At 66.7% G+C, this 22954-nt stretch carries 19 protein-coding genes and 1 pseudogene; 10 read left to right on the forward strand and 10 right to left on the reverse strand.

What is annotated here, in order from left to right; genetic code table 11:
• Positions 1–95 precede the first annotated feature (95 nt).
• Positions 96–2180: a catalase gene (locus NMB40_RS12865; RefSeq protein WP_494358647.1), complete on the forward strand. Its 2085-nt coding sequence runs from the start codon at positions 96–98 to the stop codon at positions 2178–2180.
• Positions 2181–2193: 13 nt separating this feature from the next.
• Positions 2194–2346, forward strand: a pseudogene (locus NMB40_RS12870) (HupB); the annotation flags it as partial.
• Between the two features lie 152 nt (positions 2347–2498).
• Here NMB40_RS12870 and NMB40_RS12875 read toward each other — a convergent pair.
• A complete protein-coding gene (locus NMB40_RS12875) occupies positions 2499–2843 on the reverse strand; it encodes a SymE family type I addiction module toxin (RefSeq protein ID WP_494358648.1) in 345 nt (114 codons plus the stop codon).
• Between the two features lie 703 nt (positions 2844–3546).
• Between NMB40_RS12875 and NMB40_RS12880 the strand changes: the two genes are divergently transcribed.
• Genes NMB40_RS12880 through NMB40_RS12890 form a run of 3 tightly spaced genes read left to right on the forward strand, consistent with a single transcriptional unit; the run spans position 3547 to position 5290 of the window.
• Positions 3547–4086, forward strand: a complete 540-nt coding sequence (locus NMB40_RS12880; RefSeq protein ID WP_494358649.1) for a hypothetical protein — start codon at positions 3547–3549, stop codon at positions 4084–4086.
• 11 nt (positions 4087–4097) lie between these two features.
• The gene (locus NMB40_RS12885; RefSeq protein ID WP_494358650.1) at positions 4098–4928 is read left to right on the forward strand and encodes a hypothetical protein; all 831 of its coding nucleotides are present in this window, start codon (positions 4098–4100) and stop codon (positions 4926–4928) included.
• Positions 4925–5290 (forward strand): hypothetical protein, encoded by a 366-nt coding sequence (locus NMB40_RS12890; protein ID WP_494358651.1) that lies wholly within the window; start codon positions 4925–4927, stop codon positions 5288–5290. The genes NMB40_RS12885 and NMB40_RS12890 overlap by 4 nt, the downstream gene beginning before the upstream one ends.
• 175 nt (positions 5291–5465) lie before the next feature.
• Here NMB40_RS12890 and NMB40_RS12895 read toward each other — a convergent pair whose 3' ends face one another.
• From NMB40_RS12895 to hflK, 6 genes are all read right to left on the reverse strand, one after another.
• On the reverse strand, positions 5466–5690 hold the full coding sequence (locus tag NMB40_RS12895) for a hypothetical protein (RefSeq protein WP_494358652.1): 225 nt from the start codon (positions 5688–5690) through the stop codon (positions 5466–5468).
• 87 nt (positions 5691–5777) lie between these two features.
• Complete coding sequence (locus NMB40_RS12900) at positions 5778–6035, reverse strand: helix-turn-helix domain-containing protein (RefSeq protein WP_494358653.1); 258 nt, start codon at positions 6033–6035, stop codon at positions 5778–5780.
• A gap of 478 nt (positions 6036–6513) precedes the next feature.
• Positions 6514–7170 (reverse strand): transcriptional regulator, encoded by a 657-nt coding sequence (locus NMB40_RS12905; RefSeq protein WP_494358654.1) that lies wholly within the window; start codon positions 7168–7170, stop codon positions 6514–6516.
• A gap of 131 nt (positions 7171–7301) precedes the next feature.
• Positions 7302–8594: an adenylosuccinate synthase gene (locus NMB40_RS12910; protein WP_068853655.1), complete on the reverse strand. Its 1293-nt coding sequence runs from the start codon at positions 8592–8594 to the stop codon at positions 7302–7304.
• 218 nt (positions 8595–8812) lie between these two features.
• Complete coding sequence (gene hflC / locus NMB40_RS12915; protein ID WP_068853656.1) at positions 8813–9676, reverse strand: protease modulator HflC; 864 nt, start codon at positions 9674–9676, stop codon at positions 8813–8815.
• Positions 9673–10815 (reverse strand): FtsH protease activity modulator HflK, encoded by a 1143-nt coding sequence (gene hflK / locus NMB40_RS12920; protein WP_494358655.1) that lies wholly within the window; start codon positions 10813–10815, stop codon positions 9673–9675. Before hflK ends, hflC begins: the two co-directional genes overlap by 4 nt.
• 169 nt (positions 10816–10984) lie before the next feature.
• Here hflK and NMB40_RS12925 point away from each other — a divergent pair, with 169 nt between their 5' ends.
• Positions 10985–11980, forward strand: a complete 996-nt coding sequence (locus NMB40_RS12925) for a YhdH/YhfP family quinone oxidoreductase (RefSeq protein ID WP_494358656.1) — start codon at positions 10985–10987, stop codon at positions 11978–11980.
• An 89-nt stretch (positions 11981–12069) separates the two neighbouring features.
• Complete coding sequence (gene pilH / locus NMB40_RS12930; protein ID WP_494358657.1) at positions 12070–12453, forward strand: twitching motility response regulator PilH; 384 nt, start codon at positions 12070–12072, stop codon at positions 12451–12453.
• A 111-nt stretch (positions 12454–12564) separates the two neighbouring features.
• On the opposite strand, the gene NMB40_RS12935 is transcribed toward pilH, so the two are convergent.
• On the reverse strand, positions 12565–13464 hold the full coding sequence (locus NMB40_RS12935) for a DnaJ C-terminal domain-containing protein (protein ID WP_494358658.1): 900 nt from the start codon (positions 13462–13464) through the stop codon (positions 12565–12567).
• A 221-nt stretch (positions 13465–13685) separates the two neighbouring features.
• Between NMB40_RS12935 and NMB40_RS12940 the strand changes: the two genes are divergently transcribed.
• From NMB40_RS12940 to NMB40_RS12950, 3 genes are read left to right on the forward strand one after another with little or no spacing between them, the layout of a single operon-like run.
• On the forward strand, positions 13686–14168 hold the full coding sequence (locus tag NMB40_RS12940; protein WP_282246984.1) for a peroxiredoxin: 483 nt from the start codon (positions 13686–13688) through the stop codon (positions 14166–14168).
• Positions 14169–14198: 30 nt separating this feature from the next.
• A complete protein-coding gene (locus NMB40_RS12945; protein ID WP_282246985.1) occupies positions 14199–14795 on the forward strand; it encodes a ferritin-like domain-containing protein in 597 nt (198 codons plus the stop codon).
• Positions 14796–14855: 60 nt separating this feature from the next.
• Positions 14856–15647 carry a DUF6491 family protein gene (locus NMB40_RS12950; protein WP_494358659.1) on the forward strand — a complete coding sequence of 264 codons (792 nt, stop codon included), beginning with the start codon at positions 14856–14858 and terminating at the stop codon, positions 15645–15647.
• Positions 15648–15650: 3 nt separating this feature from the next.
• Here NMB40_RS12950 and pbpC read toward each other — a convergent pair whose 3' ends face one another.
• Entirely contained in the window at positions 15651–17999 is a 2349-nt protein-coding gene (gene pbpC / locus NMB40_RS12955) for a penicillin-binding protein 1C (RefSeq protein ID WP_494358660.1), read from the reverse strand.
• Positions 17996–22864, reverse strand: coding sequence for an alpha-2-macroglobulin family protein (locus tag NMB40_RS12960; RefSeq protein ID WP_494361076.1), 4869 nt, complete (start codon positions 22862–22864; stop codon positions 17996–17998). Before NMB40_RS12960 ends, pbpC begins: the two co-directional genes overlap by 4 nt.
• Between the last annotated feature and the right edge of the window lie 90 nt (positions 22865–22954).

Consider the following 22954-nt stretch of genomic DNA (forward strand, 5'->3'; position numbering starts at 1 on the left):
CAGGTGCATGCCCGGCCCGGTTCTCCGACCCGCGATTAACGCCCCGGCCGCCAGTGTGAGGCGTTGCATTCCCCCTGCCAGCCCGGAGTCGCCTGATGGCCACCAGCAAGCCCCGCACCAAACCCGCCCCGCCCGCCGACCGCCGTGGCGAAGGCGACGAACTACACCAGCAGGCAGGCGGTGGCCATCCGGCACTGACCACCAACCAGGGCATTCCGGTAGCAGACAACCAGAACTCGCTGCGCGATACCCCGCGCGGACCGACGTTGCTGGAAGACTTCATCCTGCGCGAGAAGATCACCCACTTCGACCACGAGCGCATCCCCGAGCGCATCGTGCACGCACGCGGCAGTGCCGCGCATGGCTACTTCGAACTGACCCGTTCGCTGGGGGAATTCACCCGCGCGCGCGTGCTTACCGAAGTGGGCGTCCGCACCCCCGTATTCACGCGCTTCTCCACCGTGGCCGGCGGCGCCGGATCGGTGGACACCCCGCGTGACGTGCGCGGCTTCGCGGTGAAGTTCTACACCCGCGAAGGCAACTGGGACCTGGTCGGCAACAACATCCCGGTGTTCTTCATCCAGGATGCGATCAAGTTCCCCGACCTGATCCATGCGGTGAAGATGGAACCAGACCGCGGCTTCCCACAGGCCGCCAGCGCGCATGACACGTTCTGGGACTTCGTCTCGCTGATGCCCGAATCGATCCACATGATCATGTGGGCGATGAGCGACCGCACCATCCCGCGTTCGCTGCGCACCATCGAAGGCTTCGGCATCCACAGCTTCCGGCTGTTGAACGACGCCGGTGAATCGACCTTCGTGAAGTTCCACTGGCGACCCAAGCTGGGCGTGCAGTCCACCGTGTGGGACGAGGCGGTGAAGCTGCAGAGCGCGGACAACGACTTCCACCGCCGCGACCTGTTCGAGGCGATCACCGCCGGCGATTTCCCCGAGTGGGAACTGGCCGTGCAGCTGTTCACCGAAGAAGAAGCCGACGCGTTCCCGTTCGACCACCTGGACCCGACCAAGATCGTGCCCGAGTCCCTGGTGCCGCTGACCGTGATCGGGCGGATGGTGCTGGACCGCTGGCCGGACAACTTCTTCGCCGAAACCGAGCAGGTGGCCTACTGCCCGGCCAACGTGCCGCCGGGCATCGATTTCAGCAATGACCCGCTGCTGCAGGGCCGGCTGTTCTCCTATCTGGATACCCAGCTGAGCCGGCTGGGCGGCCCGAACTTCCACCAGATCCCGGTCAATGCGCCCAAGTGCCCGTTCGCCAACCACCAGCGCGACGGCCACATGCAGATGGGCATTCCCAAAGGCCGCGTGGCCTACGAGCCCAGCTCGCTGCAGGGCGACAGCCCGCGCGAAAGCGCCGATGGCTTCCCCAGCCATGCCACCCCGGCCGACGATGGCCGCAAGGGCCGCGTGCGTGCGCCGAGCTTCGCCGACCACTACAGCCAGGCGCGCATGTTCTTCCGCAGCCTGGAAGCGCCGGAACAGGCCCACGTGGCCTCTGCGCTGGTGTTCGAACTCTCGAAGGTGGAAACCGCTGCCGTGCGCGAGCGCACCGTGAGCCACCTGCGTAATGTCGACGAGTCGCTGGCCAAGCGCGTGGCCGCAGGCCTTGGCCTGGCTGCCCTGCCCGACCCCGCCCCCACTGCAACGCCGGCCAAGGACATGCCGAAGGCGCCCGAGGTCCGCATCATCGGCCGCACCAAGGACCTGCTCAAGGGCCGCTGCATCGGTATCCTGTTCGATGAAGGCTCGGACGCCGGTTTGATCAGCAACCTGCGCAAGGCAGCTGAAAAGGCCGGTGCCACGGTGAAGCTGGTGGCGCCGAAGATCGGCGGCGGCAAGCTCAGCGACGGCAAGGTACAGGCCGCCGACGGGCAGCTGGCCGGCACCCCCTCGGTGGTGTTCGACGCGGTAGCGATCGTGCTCAGCAGCGACGCCGCCAAGCGCCTGTCCAAGGAATCAGCGGCCATTGATTTCGCCGCAGACGCCTGGGCGCACCTGAAGGCGATCGCCGCCGACGAAGGCGCCCAGCAGCTGCTCAAGGCCGCCCGCGTAGGCAAGGACAGCGGCGTGGTCGAAGCCGAAGATGCGAAGGACTTCCTCGCAGCCGCCGCCACCCGCCAATGGGCCCGCGAACCCAAGGTCCGCACCCTCGCCTGAAGGAGACGCCACCATGCCCCGTGGAGACAAATCCAGCTATACCGACAAACAGAAACGCCAGGCCGCTCACATAGAAGAAAGCGAAAAGGCAGAAGGCCGCAGCGAAAAGACAGCCGAACGCATCGCCTGGGCCACCGTCAACAAGCAGGACGGCGGCGGCAAGAAGAAGACACCAAGGTAGGGTTGGTTCCCAAACAACCGCCGATACCAAAGCCACGCTCATTAACGCATGGCCCAAGATCGAAGCGGGCTCCTGCAAGCCCCTAACAACACGGGGTGTCGGCAATCCCGGCACCCCGTAGTCGTTTCTGCCACCCGCTAAGCCGCCACACCCAGCACCGCATTCGATTTCCGCCGCATCGCAATCGCATGCAACACCGTGCGCCGCGACGCAAACCGCGATGCCGCCCCTTCAGGCGCATGCGCCAACGTCAGCACCACCCGGCCCGGCCCGATCGACACAACCACCCGGCAGCCCACCTCCAACCCAGCCCTGCTCATCCACATGCCGCGCAGGAGCAGCGAAGGAACACACAACTCCTCCCCCTTCGCCCCCGACCGCCAGTCATACAGCGCACGGATCTTCAGGCTGACCGGCCCGATCCAATGCAACGCGTGCCCAGCAGACGCTTCAGTAGACGCAACAACCCCGGAAACATGCATATGCCACCTCCAACGGAAGATGTCCCTCGCCGGAATGGCGAGGGAGTCGGGAGGCTGAAATCCGTACCAGAGAACGGAGTGACGTGTTTCCCCCGGGGGTGTTGTATTTCGCCACCCTCCCGACGCAGAACGTCCAACTACTTTCCTCTGGTAGGAGATTTCAGTCTCCAGAGCACACCATGAGCGATGCAGAAAACGAAGGGAAATCGTTTGTTCCGAAGGATACAAGGAGTTCGATAGAGAGCATCTACGCTGCGACGCAATCAACACCAAGCGACATGTCAGCACACAGCTATTCCAAGCTTCTGCGCGCCTGAAAGATTGTCGGCGTGGACGACGCAGGAATCACAATCGCGTCGCCGCAAACATCACAAGTGCCGACCAACAGATCGCGGACTACGCCACGCCCGTCGCGGAATGGCACATCTCTGTACATGAAGGTCGCGGTGACTCTCCCGTCCCGATGACACAATGCCGAGACCCGTTCGCCCAGCGCGGGGGTTGCCATTGGCGTGCTCCAGAGATCGATGACTGGCATCAGAGCGGCTTACCCTGCATGTGCAGTCCAGGAATAGGAAATTGGTTTCTCCTATCGACCCGAGGGACCACGCCGAGCTCCCTCGGACAGACGCATTGACGACCCACGCCACCAATAGGCGATACTCCGGCATTACCGTAGGATGGGGAAAGGGGAACCACTTACATGAAATCTGCACGCACGCTGGCCTTGTTGGCCCTTCTGATGCCGTTGTCCGCACTGGCGCAAACGGCGCTCCACGATGGCCAGGGCAACGCCCTGCCGGACACGTCCACGGCGAAGTCCATCGAAGGCTTCTCCGCTTCGATGGTGGTTACCGCAGACCCGGAATGGCAACAGAAGTGGGAAAACCCGGTCAACGGGGTGCCGCGCTTCGAGCTGGCCACCGAGGTCAAGGAAGGCGGCTCGCTCTACATCCTGTCCTTCCTGACCAACCCGAAGCTGGATGCCGCCGGCATGGCGCAGGTGCGCTGCGACCTGCGGATCACCCGGCCCGACGGCAGCCTGAGCGGCGATGAGCATGACCTGCCCTGCTTCGTCACCCAGCTTGATACCGATCCCAACAGTGTCTATCTGTCTTCGGTGGGGATGAAGTTCACCGCTGAAGCGGGCGATCCGCATGGCACCTGGACGGTGGCGATCACGGTGCGTGACACCGTGCGCAACGTCAGCCTTCCGCTGCAGTCGTCCTTCGACATCCATTGATCCGGGCTCCCATGAATCGTCTGTTCCCGTTGACGCTGGCGTTGCTGCTCGCGGTTCCTGCCGTACATGCTGAAGACATCGCGCCTGCACAGGAAACTGCTTCGCCATTGAGCGAAAGCGAAACCGCTGCAGCCCTCGCACGTGCCGAGCAGCTGGGCCGGGCGATCTTCCTGCACGACCTGGCCGCCGAGCGCGCCACCGACGCACTGGTTGCCCAGCATCGCGCGTTCCGCAAGGACAAGCGCGTGCGCGGCTGGATCACCGAGGAACACGACGGACGCTATCGGGTCAGCTACATCGATGCGACGCCGGCCGTGCTGTACCGGGTCGAGGTCCTGCCCGACGGCAGCATCGACGGCCCGGTGGAAGTGCTGCCGGTACCCGCCGCGCTGAGCCCGTACGAGGCCGGCGCCGCCGCTGCCCGCAACCTGGCGATGACCGCGCAGGTGGCGTCCTGCGCCAGGACCTACAACAGCGTGGTGTTGCCCGGCGGCGATGACCGCTGGAGCGTGTACCTGCTGCCGGGCACCACATCACCCACGGCGGTGCCGCTGGGTGGCAGCCACCGCCTGGACATCGTCGGTGGCCAGATCGCCGCCAGCCGCGGGTTCACCCGCAGCTGCATCCAGCTCAACCGCGCGCCGTCCACGCGGGGCGCGAAGGTGGCGGCCATGATGGTGACCCACATGCTCGACGCCACGCCCACCGAGGCGCACGTGTACTGGAGCCTGTGGGCGCGCACGCCGATGGTCGTGGTCACCGGCGAAGACGCGATCTGGGAGATCGAGAACGGCCGCATCCGTCGCATGGCGGATGACGCCGATACCGGCACCGCCAGATGACCCGCATCCTTGGACTGTTCCTCTACGCATCCAGCCTGATTGCGCTGCTGGTAACGGGCGGGCACATCGCCCAGCTCATCCAGGCCTTTCCGGTAGAGCATCTGGCCAGCTATGGCCCAAGCATTCCTGCGGTTGCCGCCCTGAATGCGCGGTGGCTGCCGCATGCGCCGGCGCTGCTGTTCGGTGCCGCAGCCGTATCAGTACTTGCCGCTGCAGGAATCTGGCGCTCGCGGAACCAGGTATCCAACCGTCCCTTCGCGCTGGCCGCACTGGCAGCGGTGAACTACTTCCTCAGTTTTTACTGCGCCATGTCATTGCTGATTGCCTGGTTCCTGCTTCCTCGACTGGCCAACATGGGCTGAGCGCAGCGACGCTGCAGCACCAGAACGCAGAAGCCCCGCTTTCGCGGGGCTTCTGCTCGAAACTGATCCCAACAGTGTCTATCTGTCTTCGGTGGGGATGAAGTTCACCGCTGAAGCGGGCGAGCAGTTTTCGTTCGAGATGCGCTGACCGCATCGGTGGGCGTGGTATCGCCAGTCAGGGGCTTGAGCGCAATCCGGCAATGGCCTTGGCGATACGACCGATCACGTAGACCACAACGCCGCCGGGGATCAGCACCAGGGCGATGTTGGCCAGCCAGAGGAACTGGCCCATTCGTGGGCCCAGCAGCAGCCCCAGCGCGAAGATCGCTGCCCCCAGCAACATCATGCCCAGCCCCAACTTCAGATAGATGTTGGTGAGCCCGAAATTCCTGCCAGCCATGTGGCCTCCTTGCCTGTGTTGTTTTGCTGCCTTTTTCGGCGCACGTTGATGAAAGCACGCGGAACGCTTGAGCTCAACACCCAGATATCAGTACTTCGGCCGCTTGGGCTTCGGAGCCATCAATGCATCCGGAATGTGCAGTGACACTTTGATGCCAAGCTCATCAAGCGCATGCAACACCCTACCAAGCTGCACTGACGGCTTCCCGCGCTCAACGTCTCTCATGAACACATGGCTGGAATCAATGTATGCAGCGAGGTCATCTTGGCGGATGCTCTGGTTGCGCCGAACCTGGCGAATGATCTTTCCAATGTCTTCGGCCGTTTTGACTCGAATGTCGATCACCTGGACCCAACCATTTCGAAACCATCGTTTCGATTCGAGCTTATATAGAGGTCAGAACTCTTAAAACGAAACAGTTGCTTAGAAGCAGTCCGCCCTTGATCCATCACGGGTGGCTTGCCAATGCGGACCGCACCGCGTCACATGCCTCGATCAAATCGAGTACCAGACGTTCGGTCACATCGAGGTGACCCTCGTACTCTGCAATGTTGCGCTGCTGATGACATTTGTCGAGAACGCGCCAGACCCCGGCCCCATTCCAAGTGTGTGCGGAAGGAGCTGAAACACGAGATAGCGGTTTGCGGGGCGAAAACCGTGCCGACGCAGGGCTGCCAGGCATAGCGCGTGCGCTGCGTTGTAGGCTAGATCGAAACGACTCTCCAGAGAGAGTTCCGTGCGGCGCGCATCCAGAAGACGCGCTTTGCCAGACCGCAGGAGCCCCTCAATTTCACGCGTGTCTGGCGGTTCGATGCTGAGTGATTTACCTCGCCCCGCTAGGTTGTGCAGCGCTGAGTTCATGCTCGCCTCCGATCACCCAGATCTTCGGCTGTGCCAGCACGCGCATCAAGAACGAATTTTCTTCGTGAATGCGTGCATTCCATTCATGGCGTGAATAGATGGTCGGATTGATCGTGCGCCCGAGCGCTTGATGCGATGTCTCAAGGTGCTGCATGACATCCGCGTAGCCCACTGTGTCGGAAACGATCATCAGATCGATATCGCTTCGTGCAGTGTCGCTCTGCTTGGCGACGGAACCGTATACGAAAGCGACGAGGATGTCGTCTGCGATGGGAAGCAACGCGTCCATAAGGGGACCTGCCAATCCGACGGTCTTGCGGATCATCGAGACGAGCTCATGGTAGATGGGCGCGTCAGGGTTGGCCTGGTAGCGCTTCTGATTTCCCGAGCGACGGATGGTCAACAGACCTGCAGCGGTGAGCTTTGCGAGTTCACGCTGGACGGCGCCGGAGCCACTTCCGGTGGCTGTAATCAGTTCCGAGACGGCAAAATCCTGATTGGATTGACCGAAGATCAAGCCCAGGATCCGTTGCTGGGTCTGGGTGAAAAGAGCGTCGGCCAAGCCGGAGCGAGGCGGCGGCACTGTGACGGAGGTGGCCTTGTTACCCATATTGGGCATATTAATGCCCAATATGGGTATGTTCAAGCGGACCCGGCCAAACGCAGAAGCCCCGCTTTCGCGGGGCTCCTGGTTGCCAGGCAGGGCCTGGCACTACGCCGGAGGGTGCCGGGACTGGCCCGGCGCCTGGATCAGGCGAACGGGTCCTGCAGGACCATGGTGTGGTCGCGGTCCGGGCCGGTGGAGACGATGCTGATCGGGCAGCCGGCCAGCTCTTCCAGGGCACGCAGGTAGGCACGGGCGGCCGCCGGCAGCTTGTCCCACTCGGTGATGCCGTGGGTGTTCTCGTTCCAGCCCGGGAATTCCAGGTACACGGGGGTGCACTCTTCCCAGCCCTGTGCGTCCAGCGGCGCGTACTCGGTGCGCTTGCCACGGTATTCGTAGGCAATGCAGACCTTCAGCTTTTCCATGCCGTCCAGCACGTCCAGCTTGGTGATGCACAGGCCGCTGATGCCGTTGATGGCCACGGCGCGCTTGAGCGCGACGATGTCCATCCAGCCGCAACGACGCGGGCGGCCGGTGGAGGCGCCGTATTCGGCACCGCGGTCGCGGATGCCCTGGCCAATCTCGTCGTCCAGCTCGGTCGGGAACGGACCGCCGCCCACGCGGGTGGCGTACGCCTTGGCGATGCCCAGCACGTAGTCGATCGCATCGGCGCCGACGCCGGCACCGGCAAGCGCACCGCCCACGGTGGTGTTGGAGCTGGTGACGTACGGGTAGGTGCCGTGGTCGATGTCCAGCAGCGCGCCCTGCGCGCCTTCGAACAGCACGCGCTTACCCTGCTTGCGCAGGTCGTGCAGGATGCCGGCCACGTCGGACTTCATCGGCTGGACGTACTCGCCGAAGGCCAGTGCTTCGTCGTAGGTCTTCTGGAAGTCGACCGCGTCGGTCTTGAGGTAATTGGTCAGCACGAAGTTGTGGTAATCCAGCGCGGTGCGCAGGAGCTCCTCGAGCTGGGCCGGGTAATGCAGGTCGGCGATGCGAATGCCGCGACGCGCCACCTTGTCTTCATAGGCCGGGCCGATGCCACGGCCGGTGGTGCCGATCGCCTTGCCGCCGGCGGCGCGTTCGCGCGCCTGGTCCAGGGCGATGTGGTACGGCATGATCAGCGGCGCGGCCGGGGAGATCTTCAGGCGCGAACGCACTTCCACGCCGGAGGTTTCCAGCTCGGCGATTTCCTTCTGCAGGGCCGCCGGCGAGATCACCACGCCGTTGCCGATCAGGCACAGCGCGTCTTCACGCAGGATGCCCGACGGGATCAGGTGCAGCACGGTCTTCTTGCCATTGATGACAAGGGTGTGGCCGGCATTGTGGCCGCCCTGGAAACGCACTACGGCACCGATTTCCTCGGTAAGCAGATCGACGATCTTGCCCTTGCCTTCATCGCCCCACTGGGCACCAAGCACTACGACAGACTGACCCATGACGGGCTCCTCGAATTGTTGCGGCCATCGGGGCCGCGGACGGGTAAACCGTAGCAGGGCTGGCCAGCGCGGGAGTGACGGCTCCAATCGGGGAGCGGTCGGCGAAGGCAGGCCCAGACACGGAAAAAGCCGAACGGGGAGGCCCGTCCGGCTTTTGTGCATTATCCGGGTTTCCGGCGTCGACCGCCACCCCGCAGGGTGGCGGATTCAACCGGCGGTCAGCGGTCGTTCTTCAGGTACTGCAGGAACGGGTCGTTCTTGTCCAGCACGATCACCCCGTTGCCGTCGGTCATGGAGTTCCGGTAGGCCTCCAGGCTGCGGTAGAACGAGAAGAACGACGGGTCGGCCGAGCCGGCCTGGCCGTAGATCCGGGCCGCTTCGGCGTCGCCGGCACCACGCAGGCGCTGGGCGTCGCGCTCGGCTTCGGCCACGATCACGGTGCTCTCGCGGTCGGCCTGGGCACGGATGGTGAGCGACTGCTCTTCACCCTCTGCCCGCAGCTTGGCCGCTTCCTGCTTGCGCTGGGCGCGCATGCGCTCGTACACGTCGTTGATCACCTGGCTGTCGGTCGGCAGGTCGATCTGCTTGATGCGCAGGTCGATGATCTGCATGCCCAACCCCTTGACCGCCTCGTTGATGCCGGTCAGCTGACCGGCAATCAGTTCGCTGCGGTCGCCGGACACCAGCTGCTGCAACGAACGCGAGTTGATCTGGTTGCGCAGCGAGTCGGTGATGATCGGCGCCAGGCGGGCATCGGCCACGCTGGCATCGCCGCCGGTGGCGCGGTAGTAAGCGCGCACGTCGGAGATGTAGCCAATGGCGAAGAAGTCGACGCTGACGTCCTTCTGCTCGGCGGTGAAGTAACGGGCCGGGGCGGTGGCCAGCACCTGGAAGCGGCGGTCGAACACGCGCACCGTTTCCACCAGCGGCAGCTTGAAATGCAGGCCGGGCTTGATGTCGGCACGGACCACCTTGCCCAGGTTCAGCACCATGGCGGTCTGGTCCTCGCGGACCACGAACACCGAGCCCAGCAGGCCCAGCAGGACGGCGACGGCCAGGCCAATCCAGAGAGGACTCTTCATCGGATGGCTCCTTCGCTACCGGTCGGTCGGGTGGTCGGGCGCGTGGTGGGGCGCTCGGCGTTGCGCACGCCGTCCACCGGGGTGCTGGCCGGCAGCGACGGCATCATCACTTCCGGGGTCACCAGCGGGGTGCCGCTGTTGCCGGCGGCAGCGCCGGCGCGGTTGTCGGGCATGGGCACGTAGATCAGCTGGCGGCCATCGCCACCGATGACCTTGCGGTTCTCGGCCAACACCTTCTCGACGGTTTCCAGCCACAGGCGCTTGCGGGTGACTTCCGGGGCGTCCTTGTACTGGGCCTGCAGCAGGCTGAAGCGTTCGGCATCACCCTGCGCGCGGGCCACCACGGCCTGCTTGAAGCCTTCGGCGGTGGTACGGGCGCGCGAGGCCTGGCCACGGGCTTCGGGCACGACCTTGGCCGCGTAGGCCTGGGCTTCGTTGATCAGGCGTTCCTTGACCTGCTGGGCACCGTTGACCTCGTCGAAGGCCGGCTTGACCTCTTCCGGCGGACGGGCATCGGGCATGGTCAGGCCGGTCACGACCAGACCGGTGCGGTACGCCTTGAGCGCGGCCTGCAGGCGTTCCTGGGCGACCACGGCCAGCGGGCCACGGTTGTTGAGCACGGCGTTGAGGTCGGCACGGCCGACCTGCTCGCGCACCGCGCTCTGCGCGGACTGCTCCAGCACCTGGTCGGCGGACACCGAGCCGAACAGGTACAGGCGCGGATCGTCGATGCGGTACTGCACGTTGAGCGACACGCGCACGATGTTCTCGTCGCGGGTCAGCACCGGCACTTCGCTGCTGAAGGTCTTGATCTGGGTCGCGTTGACCTTGGTCACCGACTCGATCGGCCACGGCAGCTTGAAGTTCGGGCCGGGCTGCAGGATGCGCGAGAACTGGCCGAAGCGCAGCACCACGCCGCGTTGCTGTTCGCCGATCAGCTGGAAGCTGGAGAACAGCAGCAGCAGGACCACCGCCACCGCCACCCAACGCAGGATGCCGCCATCGAACAGGTCCTTGAGCGGTCCGGGCAAGCCGCCCCAACCACCACCACCGCCGCCACCGCGCGGGCCAAACGGCCCTCGTCGATTCTCGTCGGAACCCTGTCCGCCCTTGTTGCCGCCGGGTGTATTCCAGGCCATGCACGCTCCATCAGTAAAGGTTGCCTGCGGGCCAGTCCCGCACCGTCAACCGTTCAATCCCGTCCGATTCTACTAGATGGGGCTGACCGACAGGATTGGAAGGGGCAACCCGGCGCAGGTCGCGATTCATCACGGTAAGGTGGAGCCCCCATTCTGCAGGGCCACCCCCATGGCGATCCCCGACCGGTTCACCGCCTTCCGCATCCACCAGGACGCGCAGGGCCACCACAGCGGCCTGGAGCCGATCGGCCTGGACCAGCTCAACCCGGGCGAGGTGGTGGTACGCGCCGAATGGTCGTCGGTGAACTACAAGGATGCCCTGGCTGGCACCGGCAAGGGGCGCATCCTGCGCCGCTTCCCGCTGGTGGGCGGGATCGACGTGGCCGGCACGGTGGTGGCCTCCACCGACCCGGCCTGGCGCGAGGGCGATGCGGTGCTGGCCACCGGCTGCGGGCTCAGCGAGACCCGCGATGGAGGGTACAGCCAGTATGTCCGGCTGGCAGCCAGCGCGGTCATCGCACGCCCGGCCGGATTGGAGGCACGCGAAGCGATGATCATCGGCACCGCCGGTTTCACCGCGGCGCTGGCCCTGCTGCGCATGCTCGACAACCGGCTCACCCCGGCGCACGGCCCGCTGGCCGTGACCGGCGCGACCGGCGGGGTCGGTTCGCTGGCGGTGGACATCTTCAGCCGCGCGGGTTTCGAGGTGCACGCGATCAGCGGCAAGGCCGACCAGGCCGATTACCTGCGGGGGCTGGGCGCGCGCGAGGTGCTGCCGCGCGACAGCCTGGCCACCACCAAACCGATGGAGTCGGCCCGCTTCGGGGGCGGCCTGGACAATGCCGGCGGGCCGATGCTGGCCAGCCTGCTGGCCCAGACCGTGCCCTATGGCAGCGTGGTGAGCGCGGGCCTGGCCGCCAGCCCGGCGCTGGACATGACGGTGATGCCTTTCATCATCCGCGGCGTGTCGCTGCTGGGCGTGTCGTCGTCTTCGGCCCCCCGTGCGCTGCGCGAGCAGGTATGGGAGCGCCTGGGCGGCGACTGGAAGCCGCGCCACCTGGACACCATCTGCACCGGCGAGATCGGCCTGGAGGCATTGCCGGCCGCGTTCGAGCGGATGCTGGCCGGTGGCGCGCTGGGCCGCACCGTGGTGCGGATCGACTGAGCGTTGCAGCTGGGCGACGGACGGCGCGGCGGACGCTTCACGCTGACACGGGCGCGGCTCTACACTGCGGGCATCACTTGGGGAACAACATGGCACGCATTCTGATCGTCGACGATTCACCGGTTCAGCAGCTGGGTATCAAACGCATCGTCGAGAAGCTTGGGCATGAGACGTTGACCGCCGAAGACGGCGCGGCCGGGGTCGAAGTCGCCAAGGCCGAGCTGCCCGACCTGGTGCTGATGGATGTGGTGATGCCCAACCTCAACGGGTTCCAGGCCACCCGCACGCTCGCGCGCGATTCCACCACCAGGCACATTCCCGTGATCCTGGTGACCACCAAGGACCAGGACACCGACCGCATGTGGGGCATGCGCCAGGGCGCCAAGGCCTACATCACCAAGCCCTTCTCCGAAGACGAGCTGTCCGAAGTGCTGGAGCGGGTCTTCAGCAACAAGGAATCGCCGGCGGCTTGATCGCCGGCGGTGCCGTATCGACCAACGGTCGATACCTACCGCGACGTCCCCGGTCGGTACACATCGCAATGCCCCGGTAGGTACCGTCCGTTGGCCGGTACCCTGTACCCATCAGATTTTTTCGCCGAATGCCTTGGCCAGCGCCTTGTAGGCCTTCTTCTGCGCCTCGTCAGTCGGCACCGGGGCGATGATCTCGATTTCCACGATCTGGTCGCCATCGGGGTTGCCCGGCAGGCCGCGGCCGCGCAGGCGCAGCTTGCGCCCGGCATCCGAACCGGCCGGCACCTTCAGCTCCACCGCTCCGCCCAGGGTGGGCACGCTGATCGAGGTCCCCAGTGCGGCCTGCCACGGGGTGACATCCAGCGTGTACAGGATGTTGCGGCCGTCGACCTCGAACTGCGGGTGCGCGGCATATTCCACTTCCAGCAGCAGGTTGCCGCCGTTGGTGCCCTGCCCGGTCAGCCGGATCACCTGGCCCGGGCGGATGCCCTTGGGCACGCGCACATCCAGCTGCTTGCCGTTGACGGTGATGCGCAGGCTGTCGCCGCCGTAGGCCGCTTCCAGCGGCACCGACAGCTTGGCGCGGGTATCGCGGACCGGCTGCGGGCCGGCCCCGGCGCCGCCGAAGCCACTGGCCCGGCCACCCCCACCGCCGCCACGCTGGCGGGCGAACAGGCTCTCGAAGAAGTCGCTGAAACCACCGCCACCGGCGCCGCCGCCGAACACTTCCTCGAAATCAAAGCCCTGTGCGCCGCCATAGTTCGGCGGGGCATGGAACTCTTCGCCCGGGCGGTAGCCCTGGGCCTTGAGCTGGTCGTAGGCCGCGCGCTTCTGCGGATCACGCAGCGCCTCGTAGGCCTCGTTGACCGCCTTGAACTTCTCTTCCGCGCCGGTTTCCTTGCTCACGTCCGGGTGGTACTTGCGCGCCAGCCGGCGGTAGGCGGTCTTGATTTCGGCATCGCCCGCGCTGGGTTCCACACCCAGCGTGGCGTAGTAATCCTTGAATTCCATCCATACACCTCGAATAAGTTCGGCCGCCCGCGCCGGCGGGGGCCGTACCGGCAATTCTAGCGGCTGGCCGCCCCGCCGCCGTGATCGGGCGAATGATCCTGCGCAATGCAGTCGCCCCGGGCGCCGGCTACGGTCCATATGGGAATGAACAGGCCGGTTTCAACGTTTTGACGCGGCCCTCCCATAACTCTCACTACCCTGCCCTTGACCCAGGAGCTCCCATGACCATCCACGTTGGCGACCGCATTCCCGAAGTCACCCTCAAGCGCATCCGCGAGGGCATGGAGACGCTGGACACCCATGCCCTGTTCGATGGCCGCAAGGCGGTGCTGTTCGCGGTGCCCGGCGCCTTTACCCCGACCTGCTCGGCCCGCCACCTGCCCGGCTATGTGGAGCATTTCGCCGATTTCCGCCGCCGCGGCATCGACGTGTTCTGCATGGCGGTCAACGACCCGTTCGTGATGAAGGCCTGGGGCGAAAGCCAGCAGGTGCCCGACGGGTTGCAGCTGCTGTCCGACGGCAACGGCGATTTCACCCGCGCGCTCGGGCTGGAACTGGACGCCAGCAGTTCCGGCATGGGCATGCGCTCGCGCCGCTTCGCGCTGTACGTGGAAGACGGCGTGGTCCGCGAAACCTTCATCGAAGAGCCCGGCAAGTTCGAGGTCTCTTCGGCGCAGTACGTGCTGGAGCACCTGCCCAGCTGATCTCCCCAGAACCAAGGAACCCGGCCAGCCATGTCAAAGCCAGCCAAAGCCGCAAAGCAACCCAAACCCGCCTCCACGCCCGCCGCCCCCACCCCGCCCGGCATCAGCGACACCGCGACCCTGCGTGCACGTGCGCGGAAGAACATCGATGATGGCGCCATCACCCCGACCTACAGCGCCGACCGCAAGGCGGTGATCAAGCTGCTCAACGATGCGTTGGCCACCGAATACGTGTGCGTGCTGCGCTACTACCGCCATTACTTCATGGCCAAGGGCATGCTGGCCGACGCGGTCAAGGGCGAATTCCTCGAGCATGCCCAGCAGGAGCAGGCGCATGCCGGCAAGCTGGCCGAGCGCATCGTGCAGCTGGGCGGTGAACCCGACCTCAACCCGGCCACGCTGACCCAGCGTTCGCACGCGGAATACAAGGAAGGCAAGGATCTTCGCGACATGGTCCGCGAGAACCTGATCGCCGAACGCATCGCCATCGACAGCTATCGGGAAATGATCAACTTCGTGGGCGACAAGGACACCACCACCAAGCGCATCCTGGAAGAGATCCTGGCCCAGGAGGAAGAGCATGCCGATGAATTCGCGGACCTGCTGGAGGGTTGGATAGGCGAGTGAAATGCGTCGGCCATGGCGGGGTGGTAAGGTCGGCGCCGTCCTCCTTGCAAGGAATGCATCGTGACCATTGCCCGCCGTTCCGCCCCGCTTGTGCTTGCCCTGCTTGTTTCTGCGGGCGCCTTCGCGCAGCCTGCCCCCGCGGCAGGCGAGCGCCTGCCGCCTTCCCCGCACTGCCTGGATGCACGCGGTGTGCGCCAGGTCGAGCAGGCCAGCCCTGCGGCCATCGCCGTGCTGGGTGCCAATGGCCAAGCCTACCGGCTGGAGTTCACCGATGCCTGCCCCGGCGTCAACGAGGCCGAACAGGTCCGGCTGGACGCACCCGATGGCTGGGCCTGTGGCAGCCCCGGTGAGCGCCTGGTGGTCGACGGCCGCACCTGCGCGGTGGCGGCCGTTGGGGTGATGGACAACCGCACCTTCGCCGAAACCGCCCGCGAGAGCAGCCGCCAGTACGCGGCCACCCTGCCGACGGTCAACGTCACGGCCAAGTCGGGGCGCAGCAGCCGGGCCCAGGCCTTCCAGGGGTCGCCCGAGTTCTGCTTCGCCACCCGCAATGTGCGTGGCTGGAGCGAAGATCCCAAGGGCGTGGTGGTGGAAACCAACCCGAAGAAGAACGGCGGCCATCGTTACTACCACCTGGAGCTGGGCAGCAGCTGCAGCATCCTGGAGGGCGCCACCGCCGTGGACTTCCAGTCCGGCTTCCAGAACGGGCTGATCTGCGGCAACCCGGGTGACCGCATCGTCATGGCCGACAACGGGCTGGTCAACGACGGCGAGGGCGGCGATCAACGCGCCCACACCCCGCGCTTCGCCCGCCCCGGCTGTTCGGTACTGGCCGTCTATCCCCGGGAATGACGGTTACCGGAGGATCCGGAACCGCACCTGGGTCCAGGCGCCATCGGCGGCGAGCGCGGTGAGGGTGTGCTCGCCGGCTTCGTCGAAATCACGCTGGAAGCTGCGCGCGCCTTCGCTGCGTGCGATCCAGCGGTCATCCAGCAACCAGTCCACGGACTGCTCACTGCCCAGTGCACGCAGCTGGAGCCGCACGCCGTGCTCCGCGTTGGGCGCGCGCGCCAGCGTGGCGCGGTCGTTGAGGCCTTCGATATGCAGGCTGCCCGCACTGCTGCGGCCATCATCGCGACAGTCCGGCGACAACGCCGGCAGCTGCGCGGCCTGGCGCTGGGCCAGGGGCAACCACGGCGACACCAGCGCCGGCCAGCGTGCGATTTCGCGGCGCTGCGCCTCGTGCGGCAACGTACATTCCGGTGACAGCCGCAGGCCGGTGCGGGCATCCACGTTGAACGCCTGCCGCCCGGCCTGCCACAGCCGCGCATCGCGTTCGGCGAAGGTAGGCGGCACCACGTCATCCAGCACGTAGGCCTGCAGGCGCCGCTGGCACAGCGCGGGCGGCGTGGCCTCGGCGCGCTCGCCGGTCGGCCAGCACACCTCCGCCTGGGTGACGTTGGCGGGCAGCGGTGCAGCGGCCGCATCGCCACGCTGGCGCGGCAGGCTGTCGACCACTTCGAACATCAGCGGCAATGCGGTCACCGCGCCGTACTGGCCCGGCAACGGCGTGCCATCCGGTCGCCCCACCCACACGCCTACCGTGTAGTGGCGGGTGGTGCCAATCGCCCAGGCATCGCGATACCCATAGCTGGTGCCGGTTTTCCAGGCCACGCGCGGGCGCCCCGTCACATCGAAGGTGCCGGCCCCATAGCCGGGGCGTGGGTTGGATTCGAGTACTTCGCGGGTGATCCACGCCGCGCCGGGCGACATCAGCCGTCGCTCGATCACCGGATCATCGGGCGTGTAGCGCACGCGGCCGGCGATGCCGTTGCGGTTGAACGCGGCGAACGTGCCGACCAGGTCTTCCAGCCGCGCGCCGGTGCCGCCCAGGATCAGCGACAGGTTGGGCGCGCTGCCGTGCGGAAAGCGCAGGGTGATGCCGGCGTGCGACAGGCGCGCGGCGAATCGCGCCGAGCCGACCCGGTCCAGCAGGTCCACCGCCGGCACGTTGAGCGACAGCCGCAACGCGGTAGCGGCACTGACCGGGCCATTGAAGGCTGCGTCGAAGTTACCCGGGCGATACCCGGCAAAACTCTGCGGCGCATCCACCATCAGGCTTTCGGAATGGATCAGGCCGTCGTCGATGGCCATGCCGTACAGGAACGGCTTGAGCGTGGAGCCCGGCGAACGCCAGGCCTGGACCATGTCCACGTGGCCGAGCCGCTGCTTGTCACCGAAGGCCACCGAACCAACGTAAGCACGCGCCTCCAGTGTGCGGTTGTCCACCACCAGCAGGGCCGCCGAGGTACGCTCGGGCAACTGCGAGAAATACGACGCCACGCGCTCTTCCAGGGTGCGCTGCAGTCCGCTGTCCAGCGTGCTCTGGATGCGCGCGGCGCGCGGCTGCGCGGCATGCAGGCGCTGCGCCAGCAGGGCCGCGTGCAGCGGCGGTTGAAGGGCGCGGGTTACCACCGCTTCGATGCGGGCGTCGTCCACTTCCTCGCGTGTCCACACCCCCAACGCGACCATGCGCTCGAGCACCTTGTCGCGCGCCACCTGCGCGGCCTCCGGGTGGCGGTCCGGGCGCAGCCGGCTGGGCGACTGCGGCAGCACCGCCAGCAGGGCGGCTTCGGCATGCGACAGCTGCGCTGCCGGCTTGCCCAGATACGCCCAGCTGGCCGCTTCCACGCCTTCGATGGTGCCGCCGTAGGGCGCGCGCTCCAGGTACAAGGCCAGGATCTGCGCCTTGTCCAGGTGCAGTTCCAGCTGGACCGCGCGCAGCAGCTGCTTGGCCTTGCCCCACGGTGTGCGCGTGTGCGGGTCGAGGATGCGCGCCACCTGCATGGTCAGGGTGGAGCCGCCGGACACGATCCGCCGTTCCAGCACCCATTGCTTGCCCGCGCGCAGCAACGCCCACGGGTTGAGCCCGGGGTGCCGCCAGAACCAGCGGTCTTCGTAGTTCAGCAGGGCCTGCAGGTACAGCGGCGACACGCTGCTGGCCGAAGCTGGATAGCGCCACACGCCATCGGCGTCGGCAAACGCGCGCAGCGGCGTGCCATCGCCGGCCACCACCAGGGTGCTGGTGTCGCGCTGGCGGGGCAGCGGCGGCGGGAACGCCAGGTCCAGCACCAGCAGCACCGCCAGCAGCGCGGCCGTGCCCCAGCGCAGCGCTGGCCACAGCCAGCGCCAGCGGTTCGTCACGGCTGGACCACCGTCAGGGTGGTCGGGTTGCTGCGCCCCACCCCGCGCAGGTCGGGGCGGTACATGTCCTCGACCAGCGGCGGCGGCACGGTGTAGGTGCCGGGGGTGACCGCACGCACCAGGTAGAACACCTTGGCGGTGCTGCCGCGCGAGAGCTTGAGCGCGGCCACGTAGCGGTCATCGCGGAACTCCTCGTGGCGCAGCGTGGCCGCCTCGCCACGATCCTCCACGCGCAGGCCATCGACCACCACGTCGGCCCACTGCTTGGCATCGCCCAGGTTGAAGTTCTCGATCTCCAGCCCGGCCGGCAGCAGGTCGGTCAACAGCGCATCGGGCATGTCCACGTTCGGGTTGACGCTGACCCGCACGATCAGGGCCTCGCCCTCCTTCAGCGCGCGCGGGGTCCACGGCTTGCCGTCGGTGGTGAACCAGCTGCGTTCCACGCCGAGGGTACGGCTGTCCGGTTCCGGCGCGGTGCGCGGAATGCCGGCCACTTCCAGGCTGGCGAACATCGGCGGCTCGCCCTGCGGGCTGAACCGCACGCCCTTGGCCAGTGCGGCGTAGTCGAAGCTGCGGCCGAACATGCGGCGCGCGGCGATCGCCTCCACTTCGCCCCCGATGGCCAGCTCGCCGGACACCTGCTTGGTCTGGTTGGCCGCCAGTGCCTTGCCCAGGCGCGCGATGGCCACCTGTTCCTGCGTGCTCAGCCACATCCAGCCATTGTTGCGGCGGGCATCCAGCGCGCGGCCCAGCTCCACCGCGCGTGCGTCGTAGGCCGGCTTGGACAGCTTGCGCTCGTGCAGCAGCGCGATCATCAACGCATCGTCGCGCACCGCGCTGCCGTAATCGCCGAAGTACTGCGGGCGCTCGCTGCTGGGCTTGGCGAAACCGGCCGCAATGGCCGCATCGCCCCGCTTGTGGTCGCCCTGCAGCGACAGCGCGATGCCCAGGTGGACCAGCGACAGGCCGGTGAGCGACTTGCTGCGTTCGTTGTCGTACAGCGCGCGCAGGGTACCCAGCGGAGCCCGGTTGACCCGCGCCAGCACGTAGCCCGAATACGCCTGGTTGGCGAACTTCAGGTTCTCGCGGCGGTCTTCGCCGTAGAACTGGTTGCCGCCGGAGAGCAGGTCCTCGCTCAGCCGGTTGAGCGCCTTCTGCAGCACGCCATCAGGCACGGCGAAGCCGGCGTCCTTGGCATCGAGCAGGAACTCGGCGATGTACGGAGTCAGCCACGGGTTGACGTAGCCGTCGTCGCCCCACATCGAGAAGTTGCCATTGGCCACCTGCATCGAGGCCAGGCGACCGAACGCGCCCTCCATGCGTTCGCGGCGGGTCTTGGCATCCAGGCCATCGGCCCCGAGCATGGCCGAGGTGGCATCATCCAGCATCAGTGCGGCATACCCCTTGCTGGTGGTCTGCTCGGCGCAGCCGTACGGATACTTCAGGGCACCATCGAGCGCACTGGCGAAGGGAATCGGCGGCAGCGCGCTGACCAGCATGCGCGCGGTGACCGAATCGCTCATCAGGCCGTCGGCCAGGCCGGCGCCCAGCTCCACATCGGCCAGCGGGTCCAGCGTGCGGGTCTGCGCGCGCAGCACCTGCGGCCACGCCGCGCGCACCGGCAGGTCATAGCGGCGGTCGACCTTGAAGCCGTTGCCTTCCACCCGCACCCGCACCTTGGCCACCGTGTAGCCCTCGCGTGCCACCAGCGGGAAGCTGAGCGTGCTCTTGGCATCGGCGTTGAGCTTGAGCGCACGGCTGGGCTCGCCCAGGGTCAGCGGGCCGATCCCATCGACCTGCACCTTGAACTCGCCCGGCTTGCCGGTGAAGTTCTGCACATCCAGGGTGACCGTGCTGCGGTCGCCCGGGGCCAGCACGCGCGGCATGCTGGCTTCGGCCAGGATCGGCGCGCGCACCACGGTTTCCACGTCGCGCTTGCCATACTGGTCATCGGCATAGACCAGCGCCGACACCCGCAGGGTGCCGTTGAAGTCCGGGACCTTCAGCGCGATCCGGGCAATGCCCTTGGCATCCAGCTTGACCGGGCCGGAGAACAGGTCCACGGTCTGCACGCGCGCAGTGGGGCGCTTGGCCTGCGGCAACGCGGCCAGGGCCATGTCGCCGCCGAACTTCAGCTTGCCGCTGCTGCCATCAAAGCTTTCGATCACCCGGCTGTAGATGTCGTAGGCATCCACGCCGAGGCGACGCTGGGCGAAGAAGTGGCCGGCCGCATCGGGCACCGGGAAGCGGGTGATGTTGAGGATGCCCACGTCCACCGCCGACACCGTGACATGCGCCAGCTTGCCCGCCAGCTGTGGCGCGCTCACCGTCACCGGCAGGGTCTGCTCCGGTCGCATCTGCTTGGGCGCGGACAGCCCCACCGCGATCTGGCGTGCCTTGCGGTCCATCGGCACGTGTACCACGCCGACCGCTCGGGCCGGGGTGATCTTGCTGGGCGCGCTGCCACCGCGGAACACCAGCGCGGTGATGTAGACATCGTGGCGCTCCCATTCGGCGGTGACCGGGATGTCGAAGGTGCTGCCGGGCTTGGCGTCGATCTCCTGGACGTACAGCATCTTGTCGCTTTCAACCATCAGCACGCCCTTGCCGGCGTGCGGCGGGGTGACGGTGACGCGCACCTTGTCGCCGGCCTTGTAGCCGGTCTTGTCCAGGCCCAGCTTGATCTTGTCCGGGCGCGCATCCAGGCCCCGGTTTTCGTCGTTCCAACTCCAGCCGGCGTGGAAGGGGTAGCGGCTGGTCAGCCCGGTAGACGGGTCGAACACATCCAGGCGGTACTCGCCCCACTCCACCGGGAAGTCCACGCCCACCGCCGCGCTGCCGGCATCGACCGTACGGCTTTCCTTGTTCTCGAAGCGGCGGCTGAAGTCGTAATCCCAGCGGTTGTCGTTGAAGGTCCAGTGGTAATCGCGCAGTTCGCGCACCAGGGTGACCTTCAGGCCCTTGCCCGGCTGCGGCTTGCCGGCCGCATCCACGCGCATGACTTCAAAGCGCGCGTTGCTGTTGGCATCGGCGCCGTCTTCAGGGTTGAACAGCGGGCGTACGCCGACCAGCACCGGGGCCGGCCACAGCACCCGCTTCAGGGTGCGGCTGACCGTGCGGCCGCCGGTTTCATACACGCTGCCGGACAGCACCACCGCCACCGGCGCGCTGGCCTTGACCTCGGCCGGCAGGTCCACGTCCTGGCGCAGCTTGCCGTCGGCGGGGAACTCGGTATCGATCACATCGCGCGCTTCGCGCGGCAGTTCCAGGGTCGGGTCGCCGAAGAAGTAGCCCGGCAGCGATTCCACCGGTGACTGCTCGGCGGCCACGGCCAGGCGCGCGGTGAAGCGGTTGCCATCGGCGGGCGCACCGTACAGGTAGGCCGCATCGGCCTGCAGTTTGAGCGGCTCGCCCGGCTTGAGGGTCTTCTGGGCACTGTCCAGGTCCAGCTTCATGCGCTCGGGCAGGAACTCCTCGATGCGCAGGGTCATGCCCTGGATGGCTTCCTTGCTGGCCGGGTTGGTGCGGAACTCCACCTGCCAGCGCCCGGTCGGCGCTTCCACCGGGATGATCTGCTCGAAGCTCAGGTAGCCCTGCTCGCCCGGCTGCAGGCGGGTTTCGCGGAAGGTCTTGCCGTCGGGCTGCTTCAGGCGCAGGAACACCGGCTGCGGCTTGACCGGCTTGCCGTCGTTGTCGCGCAGCAGCGCGGAAATACGCACGGTTTCGCCCGGGCGGTAGAGGTCGCGGCCGGACCAGGCGAACACGTCGAACCAGGCATTGTCACGGCCGGCCACGGCAAATTCGCTCAGGTCCAGCGCCGGCTGGTTGAACGGCAGCATCGAGGTATCCGCACCGCTGCTGGCAATCAGCACGTGGCCCGCATCCAGGGTGTAGTTGAGCAGCGCGTTGCCATTGCCGTCGGTGCTGCCCTTGAGCACCACCTCGCCCTTGGCGTCGATGATGCGCAGGTCGATCTTCTTCAGCGCCGCGCCGCTCTGCAGCGAGGCGGTGTGCACGAACAGGGTGTCCTTGTAGGCACGGGTGTGCAGGCCGATGTCGCTGACGGTGAAGAAGGCGGTGTCGAATTCGCTGTCGAACGAGCCGCTGCGCTTCATCACCGCGAAGTACAGGCCCGGCTCCTGCAGCTCCTTGATGTCCTGGGTGGGCAGGTAGGTGAGCACGCGTTCGTTCTGCTTGCCACCCAGCACGAAGCGGTTGACGTAGACCGGCTCGGCCAGCTGCGACATGGGGGTCTTGTCGCCGTATTCGCTGTCCAGCTCCCAGCTGCCGCGGCGGCCGCCGCGCTGGTACTGGCTGAAGAAGCTGGACAGTTCCTTGTCGCGCACGCGCAGGAACTCCACGTCCACTTCGTTCACGTTGACCGACACCACCGGCAGGCCGCGGCTTTCGCGTGCGGGCAGCACGCTGCCCTGCGAGGCGAAGCCGGCCACCGGCTTGAGCTCACCGCTGAAGACCTTCTGGCGCAGTTCCTTGCCGAGCCGGCTGCCGTCGGCGGCCAGCAGGTCCGCCGAGACGATCAGGGTGTATTCCTTGGCGGCCTCCACGAACGGGTAACGCAGGGTCTTGCCGTCGTCGGACAGGGTCCAGCTGCTGTCCTCGGTTCCGACCTTCTCGCCGAAGCGGACCAGCGTGTCGAAGTCCTGGGTGCCGACCAGCGGCCGCGAGAACTCCAGGGCCAGCGACAGGCCGTCGCTCTTCTGGTCGGGGAACGCCCGCACCAGGGTGAACTCGCTGACGGTTTCGGCCTTGGCGGCGATCGGCGCGCCCGACGGCGTCGGCAGCTGGCCGCTGTCGTTGCGTTTGCAGCCGCCGATCCCCAGTGCCAGGCCGGCGACCAGCGCCATGCCCAGGATTCCTTTCCAGCTCCATTGCCCGACCCGACTGCGCGTAGCCATGACGTCACTCCTTGAACAAGGGCTCCAGTATAGGGGCCC

The sequence above is a fragment of the Stenotrophomonas sp. FBCC-B152 genome, assembly GCF_059134105.1.